The 16076-nt window shown below is 44.7% G+C and carries 13 protein-coding genes and 1 pseudogene; 9 read left to right on the top strand and 5 right to left on the bottom strand.

The window, feature by feature from the left end:
* Positions 1-196: 196 nt before the first annotated feature.
* Together gcvT and IQQ51_RS03430 are read right to left on the bottom strand one after the other, a co-directional pair.
* Complete coding sequence (gcvT, locus tag IQQ51_RS03435; protein ID WP_193840376.1) at positions 197-1330, bottom strand: glycine cleavage system aminomethyltransferase GcvT; 1134 nt, start codon at positions 1328-1330, stop codon at positions 197-199.
* Between the two features lie 448 nt (positions 1331-1778).
* On the bottom strand, positions 1779-2402 hold the full coding sequence (locus IQQ51_RS03430; RefSeq protein ID WP_017064652.1) for a helix-turn-helix domain-containing protein: 624 nt from the start codon (positions 2400-2402) through the stop codon (positions 1779-1781).
* 441 nt (positions 2403-2843) lie between these two features.
* Between IQQ51_RS03430 and IQQ51_RS03425 the strand changes: the two genes are divergently transcribed.
* The 3 genes from IQQ51_RS03425 (at position 2844) to gcvP (ending at position 7537) form a co-directional block, all read left to right on the top strand.
* Positions 2844-4136, top strand: coding sequence for a serine hydroxymethyltransferase (locus IQQ51_RS03425; RefSeq protein ID WP_017064653.1), 1293 nt, complete (start codon positions 2844-2846; stop codon positions 4134-4136).
* A 51-nt stretch (positions 4137-4187) separates the two neighbouring features.
* The gene (gene gcvH / locus IQQ51_RS03420; protein WP_017064654.1) at positions 4188-4568 is read left to right on the top strand and encodes a glycine cleavage system protein GcvH; all 381 of its coding nucleotides are present in this window, start codon (positions 4188-4190) and stop codon (positions 4566-4568) included.
* A gap of 89 nt (positions 4569-4657) precedes the next feature.
* Positions 4658-7537: an aminomethyl-transferring glycine dehydrogenase gene (gene gcvP, locus IQQ51_RS03415; RefSeq protein WP_048608445.1), complete on the top strand. Its 2880-nt coding sequence runs from the start codon at positions 4658-4660 to the stop codon at positions 7535-7537.
* Between the two features lie 334 nt (positions 7538-7871).
* Here the strand turns inward: gcvP and IQQ51_RS03410 are convergent, their stop codons facing one another.
* Entirely contained in the window at positions 7872-8132 is a 261-nt protein-coding gene (locus IQQ51_RS03410) for a hypothetical protein (protein ID WP_086773885.1), read from the bottom strand.
* A gap of 353 nt (positions 8133-8485) precedes the next feature.
* Here IQQ51_RS03410 and IQQ51_RS03405 point away from each other — a divergent pair, with 353 nt between their 5' ends.
* Positions 8486-9868, top strand: a complete 1383-nt coding sequence (locus tag IQQ51_RS03405; RefSeq protein WP_193840375.1) for an MATE family efflux transporter — start codon at positions 8486-8488, stop codon at positions 9866-9868.
* 97 nt (positions 9869-9965) lie between these two features.
* Here the strand turns inward: IQQ51_RS03405 and IQQ51_RS03400 are convergent, their stop codons facing one another.
* Positions 9966-10523, bottom strand: coding sequence for a prepilin-type N-terminal cleavage/methylation domain-containing protein (locus IQQ51_RS03400; protein ID WP_082152297.1), 558 nt, complete (start codon positions 10521-10523; stop codon positions 9966-9968).
* 415 nt (positions 10524-10938) lie between these two features.
* Positions 10939-11994: a DUF1254 domain-containing protein gene (locus IQQ51_RS03395; RefSeq protein ID WP_193840374.1), complete on the bottom strand. Its 1056-nt coding sequence runs from the start codon at positions 11992-11994 to the stop codon at positions 10939-10941.
* A gap of 403 nt (positions 11995-12397) precedes the next feature.
* Here IQQ51_RS03395 and IQQ51_RS03390 point away from each other — a divergent pair, with 403 nt between their 5' ends.
* The 5 genes and pseudogenes from IQQ51_RS03390 to IQQ51_RS26615 form a co-directional block, all read left to right on the top strand.
* A complete protein-coding gene (locus IQQ51_RS03390; protein WP_193840373.1) occupies positions 12398-13366 on the top strand; it encodes an AAA family ATPase in 969 nt (322 codons plus the stop codon).
* A 14-nt stretch (positions 13367-13380) separates the two neighbouring features.
* Positions 13381-14313 carry a DUF58 domain-containing protein gene (locus IQQ51_RS03385; RefSeq protein WP_193840372.1) on the top strand — a complete coding sequence of 311 codons (933 nt, stop codon included), beginning with the start codon at positions 13381-13383 and terminating at the stop codon, positions 14311-14313.
* Positions 14314-14332: 19 nt separating this feature from the next.
* Positions 14333-14872, top strand: a complete 540-nt coding sequence (locus tag IQQ51_RS03380; protein ID WP_050620809.1) for a DUF4381 domain-containing protein — start codon at positions 14333-14335, stop codon at positions 14870-14872.
* Positions 14865-15902, top strand: a complete 1038-nt coding sequence (locus IQQ51_RS03375) for a vWA domain-containing protein (protein WP_193840371.1) — start codon at positions 14865-14867, stop codon at positions 15900-15902. Before IQQ51_RS03380 ends, IQQ51_RS03375 begins: the two co-directional genes overlap by 8 nt.
* Positions 15895-16076, top strand: a pseudogene (locus IQQ51_RS26615) (transporter); the annotation flags it as partial. The gene IQQ51_RS03375 and the pseudogene IQQ51_RS26615, both read left to right, overlap by 8 nt.

Raw genomic sequence — 16076 nt, 5'->3', positions numbered from 1 at the left:
ACCGTGATTATAGTAAGTATTTGTAACGATATCGCCACATATCTCATTTTATAAACGAATTTTAAGTAACCGTTGTTAGTGGGTAACGCTAAACCTAATGCGCTCACAAAAACAAAAAAGCCTACCGTTAGGCTTCCCAGTAAAGAGAAGCAAACAATAGGCTTTCATTTAGCTTAGTGGTTTCTCTTAAAAGAGATTAGCCACGGTAGTAACGTTGAGGTACGAATGGCATTTTTTCTACTGTCATTGGTAGCTTCTTGCCACGAACTTCAGCGAACACTTCAGTGCCAATAACCGCTAGGTCAGTACGAACGTAAGCCATAGAAACAGGCTTGCCCGCGTTAGGACCCGCAGTACCGCTTGTTACAACGCCAACCTTGTTGTCTTCAGCATCGAACAGCTCAGCGCCTTCACGTACTGGAGCTTTAGTCTGACCAACAAGACCAACACGCTTGCGTTGAACGTCTTTAGTCGCGATTTGCTCAAGGATGATATCAGCGCCAGGGAAACCGCCTGCACGTTCACCGTCAGTACGACGCACTTTTTGAATGCCCCATAGGAGGCTAGCTTCGACTGGTGTTGTTGTTGTATCTAGATCGTGACCGTACAGACATAGACCACACTCAAGACGAAGTGAGTCACGAGCACCAAGGCCAATCCACTCAACTTCAGCTTCTGAAGTCAGCTTACGCGCTAGTGCTTCAGCGTGATCGTTCGGTACTGAGATCTCGTAGCCATCTTCACCCGTGTAGCCACTGCGGCTCACGATGCATTCAACGCCATCGATATCGACTTTTTGAACATCCATGAACAGCATGTCTGCAACGCTTGGTTGGAAACGAGCAAGAACTTCAGACGCTTTAGGGCCTTGAAGTGCCAATAGAGCGCGGTCATCAATCACTTCCATCTCTACGTCAGCTGGAAGGTGCGCAGTAAGGTGGTCGATATCTTGTGTTTTACAAGCCGCGTTCACAACAACAAATAGGTGATCGCCTAGGTTTGCAACCATAAGGTCATCCATGATGCCGCCCTGCTCATTAGTAAAGAACGCGTAACGCTGTTTACCAGAAGGAAGGTCGATAATATCTACAGGAACCAAAGATTCTAAGACAGCAGCTGCGTTCGCACCATGTAGACGAAGTTGCCCCATGTGAGAAACATCAAAAAGACCGGCAGCGTCACGAGTGTGCAAGTGCTCTTTCTTTACACCTAGTGGGTACTGAACTGGCATATCGTAGCCAGCGAAAGGAACCATCTTAGCGCCTTCTTCAACGTGAAGTGCATGCAGTGGTGTTTTTAGTAGGTCTTGATTAGCGTGTTCTTGAGTCATTTTATTCTCCATGAAGCGTTGCAGGCTGTCCAAAATCGAGTCTGCCGCTTATATCTCTATTTAGAGTCGCCTCTAACGATACGGATTAACGTTAGAAACAGTAGATAGTAAAAAGTGATGTCTTTTATATAGGCTTATATTGTTAGCTTTATATATCTGAATAGCTGTACAAATCCCATACAACTCACTTTCTAAGAATTCACTTCAGTAAACTTCAATCAACATGAGTAAACCGTGTTCACTATAATAAACAAGCCTGAGTAAGTTTTACACCCTTAACAAGATTAAAACAGCTCAAAATGTGACATTTAACAATTTAAATACAATTTATAGATACATACAAAAACGCGATATTGATGATTTTCACATCAATATCGCGTCTGTTGGCTAACGTTCGAAACAAAAGCAAACGTTTGCATTCACTATAAGAAATTCTAAGTTTGTTAACTTATTTTGCAGTCACCCACAAAATGAGTGCATCTTCTGTACTGGTCGAAATCAGCATGTGGCCCATATTGGCATCGTAATACATGCTATCGCCTTCGCTCATTGGCACAGGTTCGTAGAATTCTGAGTAGAACATCACATCGCCAGAGATGATCATTAAGAACTCTTCACCGTCATGACGCACCCAATCATTATACTCTTCAAAAGTACGTGCTCTCACGCGGCTCTTAAACGGCATCATCTTCTTATTAGAAAGCTCAGTCGCAAGCAGCTCATGTTCATAAGTCGGTGTTGGGTGTGGTTTACCTTGGCCTGCCTTGGTTAAGTCGCGACGTCCTGTTGCCACTTTTTTCCTTGGTGGCTCAAAGAGTTGCGGCATATCTATTTGCAAACCCATCGCCAATTTTTGCATTGCTTGAAACGTTGGTGAGATCTGTTCGTTCTCGATTTTGCTGAGCGTAGAACGCGCCAAGCCTGTTCTTTGGCTTGCTTCTTCTAGCGTAATCCCAAGCTTGCCGCGGATATCTTTAATACGCTGGCCAAGCCTAAGTGGTTCGATATTCTGGTCTAACGTTTCCTTCGCCAACGTTAAAGATGGGTACTCATCATAAATGTCTTCTGACATAGGTCCCTCATTAATTTCTTGCTTCCTGTCTATTAATTTCATTGTTGCATGAAGCGCTTTGTTGATTAAAGAGCACACAGAGAAATAAAGCGTGCTCCCCGTAGCAAAACAAGAAAAGTTGTTTCCTATTGGAAATTTTTGTTGAAAATTGATTTTATCGGAGCTATGTTATCGACTTGTTAGATGAAGAGATGCTACTTCAGCTTGCAGCAAATGATAGATTTAACATTTGTAAGAGCTGTTTTTTACCCGAACTTTTTGGGAAACAATTCGTGCTGCATTGACCCTACAACGATCGCTTAGACGCTGTAAGAGTATATTTATAACGCAATTCACGTTTATCTATACCTATATAGCGCAAACGATACCGATGCAGAAATCAACGTAAGACCTAATGGACTATAAAAACAATCACCATTAGCTTAATGAAAGGTCTCGACAATGAACGCTTACCAAAACCATAGCTTAGACAGTTTTTTCTCTACGAACCTATCTGCGACTGACGACGCAGTATTTGCTGGAATCCAAGCAGAAAACACTCGTCAAAACGAACAAATCGAACTTATTGCTTCTGAGAACATCGTTTCTAAAGCAGTAATGCAAGCTCAAGGCACTTGCCTAACCAACAAATACGCAGAAGGCTACCCAGGCCGTCGCTACTACGGTGGTTGTGAGCACGTAGATACAGTTGAAGCTATCGCGATTGAACGCGCAAAACAGCTGTTCAAATGCGAATACGTAAACGTACAGCCTCACTCAGGTGCTCAAGCGAACGGCGCAGTTAAACTTGCCCTACTTCAGCCTGGCGACACTATCCTAGGTATGTCTTTAGACGCTGGTGGTCACCTTACACACGGTGCGCGCCCTGCAATGTCTGGTAAGTGGTTCAACGCAGTTCAATATGGCGTAGACCGCGACACACTTGAAATCGATTACGAAGCGGTTCGCGCTTTAGCAATCGAAAGCCAACCTAAAATGATTATTGCTGGTGGTAGTGCTATCCCACGCGTTATTGATTTCGCTAAGTTCCGCGAAATCGCTGACGAAGTTGGCGCTATCCTAATGGTCGATATGGCACACATCGCGGGTCTTATCGCGACAGGTGCTCACCCTAGCCCACTACCACACGCACACGTTGTGACTACAACAACGCACAAAACACTTCGTGGCCCACGCGGCGGCATGATTCTTACTAACCACGAAGACATCAACAAAAAGATCAACTCTGCAGTGTTCCCTGGCCTTCAAGGTGGCCCATTAATGCACGTTATCGCGGCTAAAGCAGTGGCGTTTGGCGAAGCACTTGGCCCAGAATTTAATACTTATATTGATTCAGTGATCGACAACGCAAAAGTTCTTGCTGAAGTGTTGCAAACTCGCGGTTGTGACATTGTGACTGGCGGAACAGACACGCACCTAATGCTGGTTGACCTTCGTCCTAAGGGCTTGAAAGGTAACGTAACTGAAGAAGCATTAGAGCGTGCAGGGATCACATGTAACAAAAATGGCATACCATTCGACTCAGAGAAGCCTATGATTACTTCTGGCATTCGTTTAGGTACGCCAGCTGGAACCAGTCGTGGTTTTGGCACTGAAGAATTCAAACTTATCGGTGAATGGATCGGCGATGTTCTTGACGGCTTAGTTGAAAGCCCTGAAGGCAACGCTGAAGTTGAGCAACGTGTTCGCAAGCAAGTTAAAGAGCTTTGCAAACGCTTCCCTCTTTACCGTTAAACCGTTTTTAAGATTTAAATTAAAACCTCATAAATTTTTGGAGAATAAGCAATGGACAATACACTAAAGTTTGCAGACAGCCACGAGTGGGTAAAAGACAACGGTGACGGTACTGTGACTATCGGTATTTCTGAGCACGCTCAAGAGATGCTAGGTGACGTTGTGTTTGTTGACCTGCCTGACACTGACGACGAAATTGAAGCTGGTGAAAGCTTCTCTCTAGTTGAATCAGTGAAAGCTGCTTCTGATATCTACGCACCAATCTCTGGCGAAATCGTAGAAATCAACGAAGAATTAGAAGATAGCCCAGAGCTAATCAACGAAGAACCTTATGAAGGTGGTTGGATTGTTAAAGTGAAGATGTCTGATGCGTCTGAACTAAACAACCTTAAAGATGCGGAAGAATACCTAAGCTCTATCGAAGAAGACTAATAGGTAACCTCATTACGATAAAGCTGCTCTTTTGAGCAGCTTAATTTTAGGGGCTAGCTCACGGCTCCAGAGAGAAAGTAGAACATATCATGACTGAATTACTTCAAAGCCAATTACTGAAAGACTTGGGTACGCAAAACGAGTTTGTTGCTCGTCATAACGGCCCTAATAAAGCAGACCAGCAAAAAATGCTTGAAGCGATCAACGCGACTAGCTTAGAAGCACTGATCGACGAAACGGTTCCTGCACAAATCCGTCTTGAAAAACCAATGACACTTGCTGCGCCACTGAGCGAAATGGACATGCTGACCTCTCTTAAAGAGATCGCTAACCTAAACCAAGTGAAACGTACTTTCATTGGCCAAGGCTACTACAACACATTCACTCCAAACGTTATTCTACGTAACGTTTTAGAGAATCCAGGCTGGTACACAGCTTACACACCATACCAACCAGAGATTTCTCAAGGCCGTCTTGAAGCTCTACTGAATTACCAACAAATGGTAATGGACTTAACTGGTATGGAAATCGCGAACGCGTCTCTTCTTGATGAAGCGACAGCGGCTGGCGAAGCAATGACACTGTGTAAGCGTGCAGGCAAAAGCAAGAGCAAAGTATTCTTCGTTGCTGACGATGTTCACCCTCAAACACTAGAAGTTGTTAAAACTCGTGCCGAGTACATCGGTTTTGAAGTAATGGTTGGTGCTCTTGAAACACTTCCAGAGCAAGACGTATTTGGTGCGTTGGTTCAATACCCTGGTACAACAGGTGAAGTTCGCGACCTAACAGACATCATTGCGAAAGCTCAAGCAAACAAGACTCTTGTAACGGTTGCAACTGACCTACTTGCTTCTGCTCTACTTAAGCCAGCTGGCGAAATGGGCGCAGACGTAGTAATCGGTTCAGCGCAACGTTTCGGTGTTCCTATGGGTTACGGCGGTCCACACGCTGCATTCATGGGTACTCGTGAAAAGCATAAGCGTACAATGCCAGGTCGTGTAATCGGTGTATCTATCGATACTCACGGTAACCAAGCGCTACGTATGGCAATGCAAACTCGTGAGCAACACATCCGCCGCGAGAAAGCGACATCAAACATCTGTACAGCTCAAGCACTTCTAGCAAACATGGCGTCTTTCTACGCGGTTTACCACGGTGCAGAAGGCCTTCGTACTATTGCTCGTCGTACACACCACATGACAGCTATCCTAGCGGCTGGCCTAACTAAAGCTGGTTACGAGCTAACGAACAACAGCTTCTTTGATACCATCACGCTGAACACAGAAGACAAGACAGATGCACTGTACGCAAAAGCGCAAGCAGCAGACATCAACCTTCGTCGACTTGTTGGTAAAATCGGTATCAGCTTAGATGAAACAACCACAGTCGACGACGTGAATGCCCTATTCGCAATCTTCGACGTGAAAGAAGACGTTCAAGCGCTATCTTCTGACATTGCATCAAACGAGTTTGCAGCAATTCCAGAAAACTGCCGTCGTGAATCAGAGTTCCTAACTCACCCAGTATTCAACACGCACCACAGCGAAACGCAAATGATGCGTTACCTAAAACAGCTTGAGAACAAAGACTTCTCACTCACGCACGGCATGATCCCACTGGGCAGCTGTACAATGAAGCTGAACGCTGCTGCCGAGATGATTCCAGTAACATGGCCTGAGTTTGGTTCTATTCACCCATTCGCACCTCTAGAGCAAGCGGCGGGTTACACAGCATTAGCAAAAGATCTTAAAGAGAAGCTATGCGAAATCACTGGTTACGACGATTTCTCACTACAGCCTAACTCTGGTGCATCTGGCGAATACGCTGGTCTAATCGCTATTCAACGTTACCACGCAAGCCGCGGTGAAGCTCACCGTAACGTTTGTCTGATCCCAAGCTCTGCGCACGGTACTAACCCTGCAACAGCATCAATGGTTTCTATGAAGGTAGTGGTTGTTAAGTGTGATGAAGATGGCAACATCGACATGACAGACCTAGCAGCGAAAATCGAGAAGCACAAAGAAAACCTATCAAGCATCATGATCACTTACCCTTCTACGCACGGCGTATACGAAGAGCAAGTGAAAGAAGTGTGTGAACAAGTTCACGCAGCGGGCGGTCAGGTTTACCTAGACGGCGCGAACATGAACGCTCAAGTAGGCCTAACTTCACCTGGCTTCATCGGTTCAGACGTATCTCACTTGAACCTACACAAAACATTCTGTATCCCACACGGTGGTGGCGGTCCGGGTATGGGTCCTATCGGCGTTAAATCGCACCTAGCACCTTTCCTACCAGGTCACATCGAAAACGGTGTACAAGGTTCTGACTACGCTGTATCAGCTGCAGATCTAGGTAGTGCTTCAATCCTACCTATCTCTTGGGCTTACATCGCGATGATGGGCGAACCTGGCCTAACAGACGCAACGAAAGTAGCGATTCTGAACGCGAACTACGTGATGGAGAAACTACGTCCTCACTACCCTGTTCTTTACCGTGGCACTAACGGCCGCGTAGCGCACGAATGTATTATCGATATTCGCCCGCTTAAAGAAGACACAGGCATCAGCGAAGAAGATATTGCTAAGCGTCTAATGGACTTCGGTTTCCACGCGCCTACGATGTCTTTCCCAGTAGCTGGCACACTAATGGTTGAGCCAACTGAGTCTGAAGATTTAGAAGAGCTAGACCGTTTCTGTGAAGCGATGATCGCAATCCGTCACGAAATGGCAGCAGTGAAAGCGGGTGAATGGCCACTAGACAACAACCCTCTAGTGAACGCACCGCACACACAAGTTGACCTTTCAGGCGCAGAATGGGATCGCCCTTACTCTCGTGAGCTGGCTTGCTTCCCATCGAAAGCAACCAAGAACTCGAAGTACTGGCCTACAGTTAACCGTGTAGACAACGTATACGGCGACCGTAACCTAATCTGTTCTTGCCCAAGCATCGATAACTACGAAGACTAGTTTTTGTAGATTTTAGATAAACAAAAGCGAACCACTTGGTTCGCTTTTTTGTTTTTTTGATTCCAGATTATTTGGCTAATTAAGCATTGACCTTACCGTAAGGGAAAGGTTTAAGGTTGATCTAAACCAACACTGAATTAGGAATCAATTATGGGATGTTGTAACAAAGCACCAAAAGGTGGAGCCCCTCTTGGCTTACTTTTAAAGGTCACGCTTGGGATTGGTCTTTTTGTTTTTCTGCTGGCGTTGTGGCAGTAGAAATCTCTCTATACCCAATCAAACAGAATATGGTACATAGTGTTCAAATTAACTATGCGCGTCGCCGATCTGCTGGCTATCTCTCAAGCTCAATTTTATTTCGTATGTAAGTTGGGATAGCGAGCTTGTCGTCTAGACTGTCAAATTTTGACTCAGTATTAGCGCCAACAATCTCGTTTAGCTCATCAAAGCTAACCCCGATGACTCTCGATGCCGTCATAAGACCATTAATAAACGACTTCTTTTCACGCTTTTTCTGGACTTCACTCACTGGTATTTCACAATAATCACAATATTCTTGAGTGAGTAATGCCAACAACTCAACTTTCGATTCCATATCTATACCTTTAATAGAAATATATCGCCCTATTATCAGACAGTTAAAGAATAAATTCTAGATAATAGATATAAGCGTAATTTGTAATGCCCATTTGAAAAATTGACAGGCAAATGTCGAAATTTATCATCTAGTTTTATTTATATTAAAATCAGATATTTACACACATTAAACTAGTATTTTAACCATTAGAACCTATCCCTACCTCAAAGCTAGTGAAACTCTATAAATCCAATGCTTGACCCTATACGGTAAGGTGTTTATATTGTCGCCCGCCCAACGGGGCACATCCTAAAATACACACCGGCCATCCTGCCATCATTCGTGTATTTATATTGGTGTTGTGAACTTCCATGCTAACGAAACTTCGTCCTTTTACTCGTGAATCGGGAGCACTTATGCATCTTTCGGTTCCAATCATTTTGACTCAAATAGCTACCCAAGCGATGGGATTTGTCGATACGACAATGGCTGGCCAAGTAAGCCCTGCGGATCTTGCCGCTATTGCTCTCGGCACTAGCCTTTGGATTCCTGTGTTGCTGCTACTGCGTGGCGTGATTATGGCGTTAACGCCTGTTGTCGCATACCACCGAGGCGCACGTGACTTTCAAAGTATCTCTGTTGAATTCTTCCAGATGGTTTGGCTCGCATTAATTGCTAGCGTGCTGCTTATCGCTTACTTAGTGAGTGCTAAACCGATCTTAGAATGGATTGGTGTAGCCGCCGAGATTATCCCTATCGGCAGTGATTATGCGTTTGCCCTCGCCTTTGGTGTGCCGGGTATTGCCCTGTTCTACACCTTGAATGGTTTCTGTGAAGGTATGAACAACACTAAAGTACCAATGATCATTTCTGTGGTTGGTTTATTGGTAAATATTCCGGTCAACTACGTGCTTATCTACGGTAAGTTCGGCTTCCCTGAAATGGGCGCTGTAGGTTGTGGTTGGGCGACAAGCTTGGTGTACTGGTTAATGTCGGGAATGCTATATTCCTACATTAAAGGTCATCACCATTACAAAACCATCATCAACTTTTCAGATGCGAAGCCAAAAGCAAAAGAGATGCTTCACCTTCTAAGATTAGGTTTACCTATCGGGATGAACATTGCAGTGTGTGGCAGCATCTTCGCGGTAATCGCACTGATGATTGGTCGTATTGGTGCTGAGAACGTAGCAGCAGCTCAAATTGCACTTAACATCTCGAGCCTGACTTACGTTATTCCAATGAGTATATCGTTTGGCATTACGATTCGTGTTGGACATGCATTAGGTGAGAAAGACGAACTTGGCGCGATTGAGCGCAGCAAAGTCGGTATCTTGGTTGCAGCGTTAATTTCATTGCTTTCAGTAGCGATGTTCCTTTTGTTCCCTGAGTGGATCATCAGGCTTTACACTACCGATCCTGCGATAAGCGCAACTGCAGCAGTATTGTTGACCTTTACAGCAATGTACCAATTCAGTGATGCATTGCAAACGTCTGCTAACGGTGCATTACGTGGCTATAAAGATACTAAGATCCCAATGATCTTAGCTATCGCTTCTTACTGGGGCTTGGCACTACCACTCGGGATGGTGTTGGGCTTAACAGACCACATTGTTCCAGCAATGGGTGAAGAAGGCTTTTGGATTGGCATTCTAACGGGATTAAGCGTATCAGCTGCGTTGATGTTGCTTCGCTTGCGACACGTAATTAAGAAGCGTGACTTGCCACCAGCAGATGTTGCAATAGCAAGCTAAGATAGACAAATAAGCTAATACAAAAAAGCGCGTTATTGCCACTTGGTAATAACGCGCTTTTTTATTAAATGTCTATAAATCAGTTTATGTGTTCGGTTTAACACTCGTCGTTAACTACTTCAACTGTACATACACAACCATCAGCTGGGCATGTATCTCCACTTGTTCTACCACCAAAAGAGTCATAGAGAACATAACAACCAGATGGAAGATCGTCTATTATCGCGCCGCCAAGATCTCCGGTGGTAAACGGGTATTCATAACCAACCACTGTATACCTATTAGCAAAATCAGAGGTTAAGCTGTCATCGTCTGACAAGGTAAGGAAATCGAGCATGTTCAATTTATCCCCTGATTCCCCTCGGCTTTCCGGGCAAAGAGTTCCCCAGTCAACTTCAACACTGCCGATACCAAAATCGATAACATAGTTGCTCTGATCACTTGGGTTGCTAGCAGCCGGATCTAATCCAACAATAATCGCTTTAGAAGTTACCTGAGTGATTACGCCTTCCATCGCACCCGCAACACCTTCAAGTACCGCTTCTCTCGCTGATTCTTGAATACCGAGAAATCTTGGAGCCGCAGTTACAGCCAACACTCCGAGTATGATAATCACCACGATCAGTTCAATTAAAGTAAATCCGTTTTTCTTCATGACATACACATCTTTTGATAACTTAAATATTCGATAACCCAATGAATTACCTATAACTATACACCTCAAATAGGACTCATAACACTCTACGGCTATCGGTTTTTATAACGCTGGTATGTGGTATTTGTTCCCTTTAGAGGCATCAAAGATAACTGGAAGCGTTGTCACATAAGGTGTCAGCGGGTTTAAATTCGAACAAATGCGTGGGGCAACTGAAAGTATCGATGGAAGAAGGTTTAATTGATTTATTTGAACTGAGGCACGCTGCGTATAACCAAAGTTAGACCATTTTTTGACTCGGTCTTTCTGTTTCTACACCTAAGAAAGCAAGAAACAAAATAGAACCCATAAAAAAACGCGCTACTACCATAGGTAATAGCGCGTATCTATCAATTGTTGTACGACTATCGCAACATTAGTTCACTGCTTTAACGTAAGGAAGTACTCGGAATCCATCACGTACTTTTTGGCTTGGAATGTAATGACGGAAAGCTAAGTTAAACACACCAGAGTCGTTCTCTGTTTTGATGTTGTTGACTGCATCATCACCACAACCAAAGCTTACTGTGTAAGTGCCATCTGCATTTTTCTCAGCCGTGTTTGAGCTTACGTTCGCCACTTCACCAAACATGAAACCTTGCTTGTTGTAGACAGTTACCGACCAAAACGCTTGGTTTTTAGGGTCATCAAAGGTTGCCTGATGACAAGTGTCTGCCGGGAAGTTGCCAGAGACTTCATAAATATTGTCATCTAACTGCGCGCCACCCCAACCGATAGCCGCACCCACTGCGTACTTCTCTTTGGTAAACATCTCTTTTGAAGCATCTTCAGGGCTGGTAAACATACCAAACGTCGCCTGAGCACCATCGCGTTTTAGTAGTTTTGGCATTTCCATCTTAAGGTTTTTCTCTACCTGATCGAATGATTTCTCATCCACTTGCATTGCCATGAATTCGCCGTCTGCTTTTGCATCAATGCTCATCTGATCTTGGATTTTATGAACTTCATCTTTGGTGAACGTCGCATCAGTACGAACGATGACATACACGTGGTCGCCACTGTGAGTAGAAAGATCAAACGTACCAGAACCGTATTGCATTGGCTGAATGCGGTGGTCTTCTGTAATCACCTCCATCGACATGTATTTGCCTTCAGGAATCTCAGGTAGCGTAATCGTCGCGCCTTGTGAAACGTTAATCACAGCCATTGAGTAGTAAGTGTCTCGGTTCATTCGAACCACAGGCTGTTTATCGGTTGGCGTGAGTTCGCGTTTGTGTAGGAATTTATTAACGCCAACAAGCTCCTGGTTTTTCAAATATTGGCGTGACGTTTCGTACACCGCGTAATTGTCGACGGTAGTCACTTCACCATCGGCATTGAAGAACTCTGTCAGAGTTGAAACTTCTTCGGCTGCGTAAGAAGAAAGAGAAACTGCGCTTAAACCTAAAACTACTAATGCTAATTTTTTCATTGTTGACCTCTAATAAAATCGATAACGCTAAATCAATACATAGTCCATTTGTTTTTGTTCGAACAGTTAGTTTGTTAACCGCTCAACTTGTGAACAATGTTATCAAGGCAGCATAAATTCACAAATGACATCGCCGTATAAGAGATATGCAGCGAAGTAATGTTACTTATCAACCTTTATTCTTGATTAAAATACAAACAATACAGTAGCCTATTTATAGACCATGCAATTCAGTATTTCCAAGGTGAGTCTTTAACAAAGATATGTTGATCGCGTATGTCGAAATTATTTTCGACTACCCTTAGTAAAGGTGATTTAAATAGTTGCTTTAACTAACAATATTTATCTTTTCGCCATCTGGTGACCTGAATCTCACTTGATTAATTAGTCAATAGGTAAGCAAATGAACCCAACGTTAGACTCTATAAACCAACTAAAGCAGCAGATGGAATCCTCGGTCATCGGCCAGCAACATATGGTCGACACATTACTGGTTGCACTACTTACAAATGGTAATGTTCTGCTTGAAGGATTACCCGGAACAGCAAAGACTCGTTCTATCAAATCATTGGCTTCTGCCCTACAAGTTGACCTTGGTCGTGTTCAATTTACGCCGGATCTTCTGCCTTCTGACGTAACGGGCACAGAGGTATATCAAGACGTAGATGGCAAACCGACGCTTACCTTCCAACCGGGCCCAGTTTTCAACAATCTATTGCTGGCCGATGAGATCAACCGCTCCCCAGCAAAGGTACAAGCTGCTTTGTTAGAAGCAATGGAAGAGCGACAAATCACTGTAGCTGGCAAGACTTACAAACTGCCTGATCTATTCATGGTTTTAGCAACACAAAACCCGGTGGAACAAGAAGGGACATACCCACTGCCAGAAGCGCAAATGGACAGATTTATCATGAAAATAAATCTCGATTATCCAGATGCGGATGCCGAAGAGCAGATCATTAAGATGGTTCGCAGTGAGGAAAAACCAAGCACTGAGAAGCCCGCCCCCATTGATCCTCAATGTATTTTTGATGCTCGTGATCAGCTACGCGACGTACATTGTAGCGACGCGGTTCTTAAATACATTGTTGCGATTGTGGTGGCTACCAGACAACCCGAGTTGTACCCAGAATCTCCCCTTTCACAATGGATTGGTGTTGGTTCAAGCCCACGTGCAACCATCGCGTTAGACAAGTGTTCACGAGCGATGGCATGGTTAAACGGTAAGGACTTTGTCGACCCTGATGATGTTCGTAAAGTGGTTCATGGGGTGCTGCGTCACCGTCTGATTCTGTCTTACGATGCACTGGCTGAAGGCGTCAGTTCAGACAGAGTCATAGATGAGATTTTGTCTCAAGTTGCAGTAGCGTAACGCGAGAGGTCACCATGGAGACGAAACCAACAATTGATCCCGATATCTATACCAATCTAAAGGCATTGCGATTGTTGAAATACAAGGCGCATGGCTTTGACTTTCTACCGAATCAGCCAATCAACAGTGCGTTAACGGGTCGCCACGTTTCGAAGCTACGTGGACGTGGATTGAACTTTGAAGAGATGCGTCACTACCAGATTGGTGACGATATTCGCACCATGGATTGGAAAGTGACGAATAGAACGGGCAAGCCACACGTCAAAATATTCTCTGAAGAACGCGAGCGTAACGTTTATGTCATGGTCGATCAGCGCACCAGCATGTTCTTTGGCAGCACAGGTCGAATGAAATCTGTGGTTGCTGCAGAAATCGCAGCTTTGATTGCTTGGAAAGTCATAGACAGTACCGATCGTGTGGGCGCCATTATTTATAACGACAGCACTGCTCTGCCTATTTCACCGCAACGCAGCGCAAATCACGTACTCAAAATACTCAATGAGATTACGAGCAAGAATCAGCAGCTCAAAGCGGGAAAGGCTCAAGACACCCAATCCAATTCGTTCGCCAAATTGTTTCATCAGGCGCAAAGGTTGGTTAAGCATGATGGGTTAGTGATCTTGATTACCGATGGCTACGGCTATAACGAGCGTAGCGAAGAACAAATCAAGGTGCTGTGTCAGCACAACGATGTGGTGTTGTGTCATGTTACCGACCCACTGGAACATGATTTAGCCACGCTTAATAAGATGGTACTCAGCGACGGGCAATTGCAATTATCCGTATCAGGCCAAGAAGCACAGTTACGCGATGCATTTGCCAAAGACGTGGTTCAAGCCATAGATAATTTCACGGCAGTGGCGAAGAAATATCGAATCCCTGTATTGCCTTTCAACACCGTCGATCCCACCGATGTTCAGCTTAGAAAAGCACTCGGCGCGAGTTAAATAACTGAGAATGCAGACTATGACGACTAACACTGGGCTTGAGCCTTTACAGCCAGAGAACGTGAATCCATTGATGGCCTCTTTGTCTGAGCCTTCTTTGCCAGAAAGTATCTCGTGGTTACCGAATGCACCAGGCTGGTACTGGCTGCTCTTGTTGCTGTTTTGCTTCGCTTTATATCGTGTCTATTTGGTTATTCAAAAGTACTTAGCAAACACATACCGACGCGCTGCCTTGGTAGAGCTCGAGCAACTCTCTTTAGAGGCTCAATCTGGTGACATTTCATCATTTCAAAAGCTACCACAACTGCTACGAAGAACCGCATTGTACGCCTTTCCTCGTACAGAGGTCGCCCCTTTAACCGGCACAGATTGGGAAAAGTGGTTAGATGACCATTGCACTAATCGCCAATTTTCAACCGAGTTCTCTACATTAGAACTTTCAGGCGTACTTGCTCAACTCGCCTACTCTTCAGCAGCGACATTAACGGAAGAAAAACGAAACGCCATCATGGAGAACGTTGCACTTTGGATAAAGCATCACGAGGTGTCACATGATTGAATTTGAATACCCGATAGCGTTTGCACTGCTCTGTTTACCTTTTGCCGTGTATTGGTTATTGCCCGTTTACAAAGAGTCAAAAAGCGCGATTCAAGTGCCCTTTTTTGATCGTCTGATTGCCGTCTCTTCACAAGAGCCCTCTGAAACCGCGGTCAAGATGAACCGTCGTAAAGTGCAATGGCTACTGGTCATTATCAGCTATCTTGCTCTTATCGTTGCGATTGCCAAACCGATGTGGGTTGGCGAACCAATTGAACAAAAGAAATCCGCTCGTGAAATTATGGTCGCACTTGATCTGTCAGGTTCGATGTCTGAAGAGGACTTTGCCGATAAACAAGGCAATAAACACGACCGTTTAACGATTGCAAAGCAGGTGTTGCGAGAGTTCGCAGCCCAGCGAGAACATGACCGATTAGGGTTAATCTTGTTTGCAGACTCTGCGTATGTTCAAGCGCCATTTACTGAAGATATTGACGTGTGGCAATCGCTGCTCGAAGACGTTGAGCTTGGCTATGCTGGATTTCAAACTGCTTTTGGCGATGCAATTGGCTTATCAATTGCCGTATTCGAACAAGAACAGAGCCGCCAAAGAGTGATGATTCTGCTAACCGATGGTGATGACACAAGCTCGAAAATGCCTCCTGTCAAAGCCGCCGAAATCGCCGCCAAATATGGTGTGAAGATTTACACTATTGCAATTGGTGACCCGACTACCAAAGGTCGCTACAAGATGGATCTTCCAACATTAGAGAAGGTATCAGCAGCTACTGGCGGGCAGATGTTTCATGCCATGGATCGAAAGCAACTCGAACAAGCTTACGCAACGATCGACGAACTAGAACAGCAAGAGTTCGAACTTTTATCTCACCGTCCTAAACACAGCTTGCACCACTATGCGTTTGGCGTGTGTTTGGTGAGCAACCTACTCGCCGCCTTAATCGTGTTTGGTGCAAATCTGCGTCGTCAAAGGCGTCATCAAAAAGAAATAAAGCACGTTATTCGCCGCAGAGAGGAGCTAACCAATGACTGATTTCAATACATGGTTTGGTGGCGATATCACCCAGTTTCATTTCATGCGCCCATTATGGTTGTTAGCGCTGGTCCCGTTCGTGTTGTTTTATCGCGCACTCGTTCAACAAGACGATTTGGTCGCTCAGTGGCAGCCTGTCATGTCTAAAAACATGGTGGAACATCTGTCTCTCAA

Source organism: Vibrio sp. OPT18, assembly GCF_015163615.1.
In the GTDB taxonomy this organism is placed as follows: domain Bacteria; phylum Pseudomonadota; class Gammaproteobacteria; order Enterobacterales; family Vibrionaceae; genus Vibrio; species Vibrio coralliirubri.
The sequence above is the reverse complement of the archived record's forward strand: the minus strand, read 5'-3'. Positions and strand labels throughout refer to the sequence as shown.

What these genes read in the sequence shown, in the direction of transcription:
- gcvT (WP_193840376.1), bottom strand. Translation starts at nt 1,330, where the DNA reads ATGACTCAAGAACACGCTAATCAAGACCTACTAAAAACACCACTGCAT.
- IQQ51_RS03430 (WP_017064652.1), bottom strand. Translation starts at nt 2,402, where the DNA reads ATGTCAGAAGACATTTATGATGAGTACCCATCTTTAACGTTGGCGAAG.
- IQQ51_RS03425 (WP_017064653.1), top strand. Translation starts at nt 2,844, where the DNA reads ATGAACGCTTACCAAAACCATAGCTTAGACAGTTTTTTCTCTACGAAC.
- gcvH (WP_017064654.1), top strand. Translation starts at nt 4,188, where the DNA reads ATGGACAATACACTAAAGTTTGCAGACAGCCACGAGTGGGTAAAAGAC.
- gcvP (WP_048608445.1), top strand. Translation starts at nt 4,658, where the DNA reads ATGACTGAATTACTTCAAAGCCAATTACTGAAAGACTTGGGTACGCAA.
- IQQ51_RS03410 (WP_086773885.1), bottom strand. Translation starts at nt 8,132, where the DNA reads ATGGAATCGAAAGTTGAGTTGTTGGCATTACTCACTCAAGAATATTGT.
- IQQ51_RS03405 (WP_193840375.1), top strand. Translation starts at nt 8,486, where the DNA reads ATGCTAACGAAACTTCGTCCTTTTACTCGTGAATCGGGAGCACTTATG.
- IQQ51_RS03400 (WP_082152297.1), bottom strand. Translation starts at nt 10,523, where the DNA reads ATGAAGAAAAACGGATTTACTTTAATTGAACTGATCGTGGTGATTATC.
- IQQ51_RS03395 (WP_193840374.1), bottom strand. Translation starts at nt 11,994, where the DNA reads ATGAAAAAATTAGCATTAGTAGTTTTAGGTTTAAGCGCAGTTTCTCTT.
- IQQ51_RS03390 (WP_193840373.1), top strand. Translation starts at nt 12,398, where the DNA reads ATGAACCCAACGTTAGACTCTATAAACCAACTAAAGCAGCAGATGGAA.
- IQQ51_RS03385 (WP_193840372.1), top strand. Translation starts at nt 13,381, where the DNA reads ATGGAGACGAAACCAACAATTGATCCCGATATCTATACCAATCTAAAG.
- IQQ51_RS03380 (WP_050620809.1), top strand. Translation starts at nt 14,333, where the DNA reads ATGACGACTAACACTGGGCTTGAGCCTTTACAGCCAGAGAACGTGAAT.
- IQQ51_RS03375 (WP_193840371.1), top strand. Translation starts at nt 14,865, where the DNA reads ATGATTGAATTTGAATACCCGATAGCGTTTGCACTGCTCTGTTTACCT.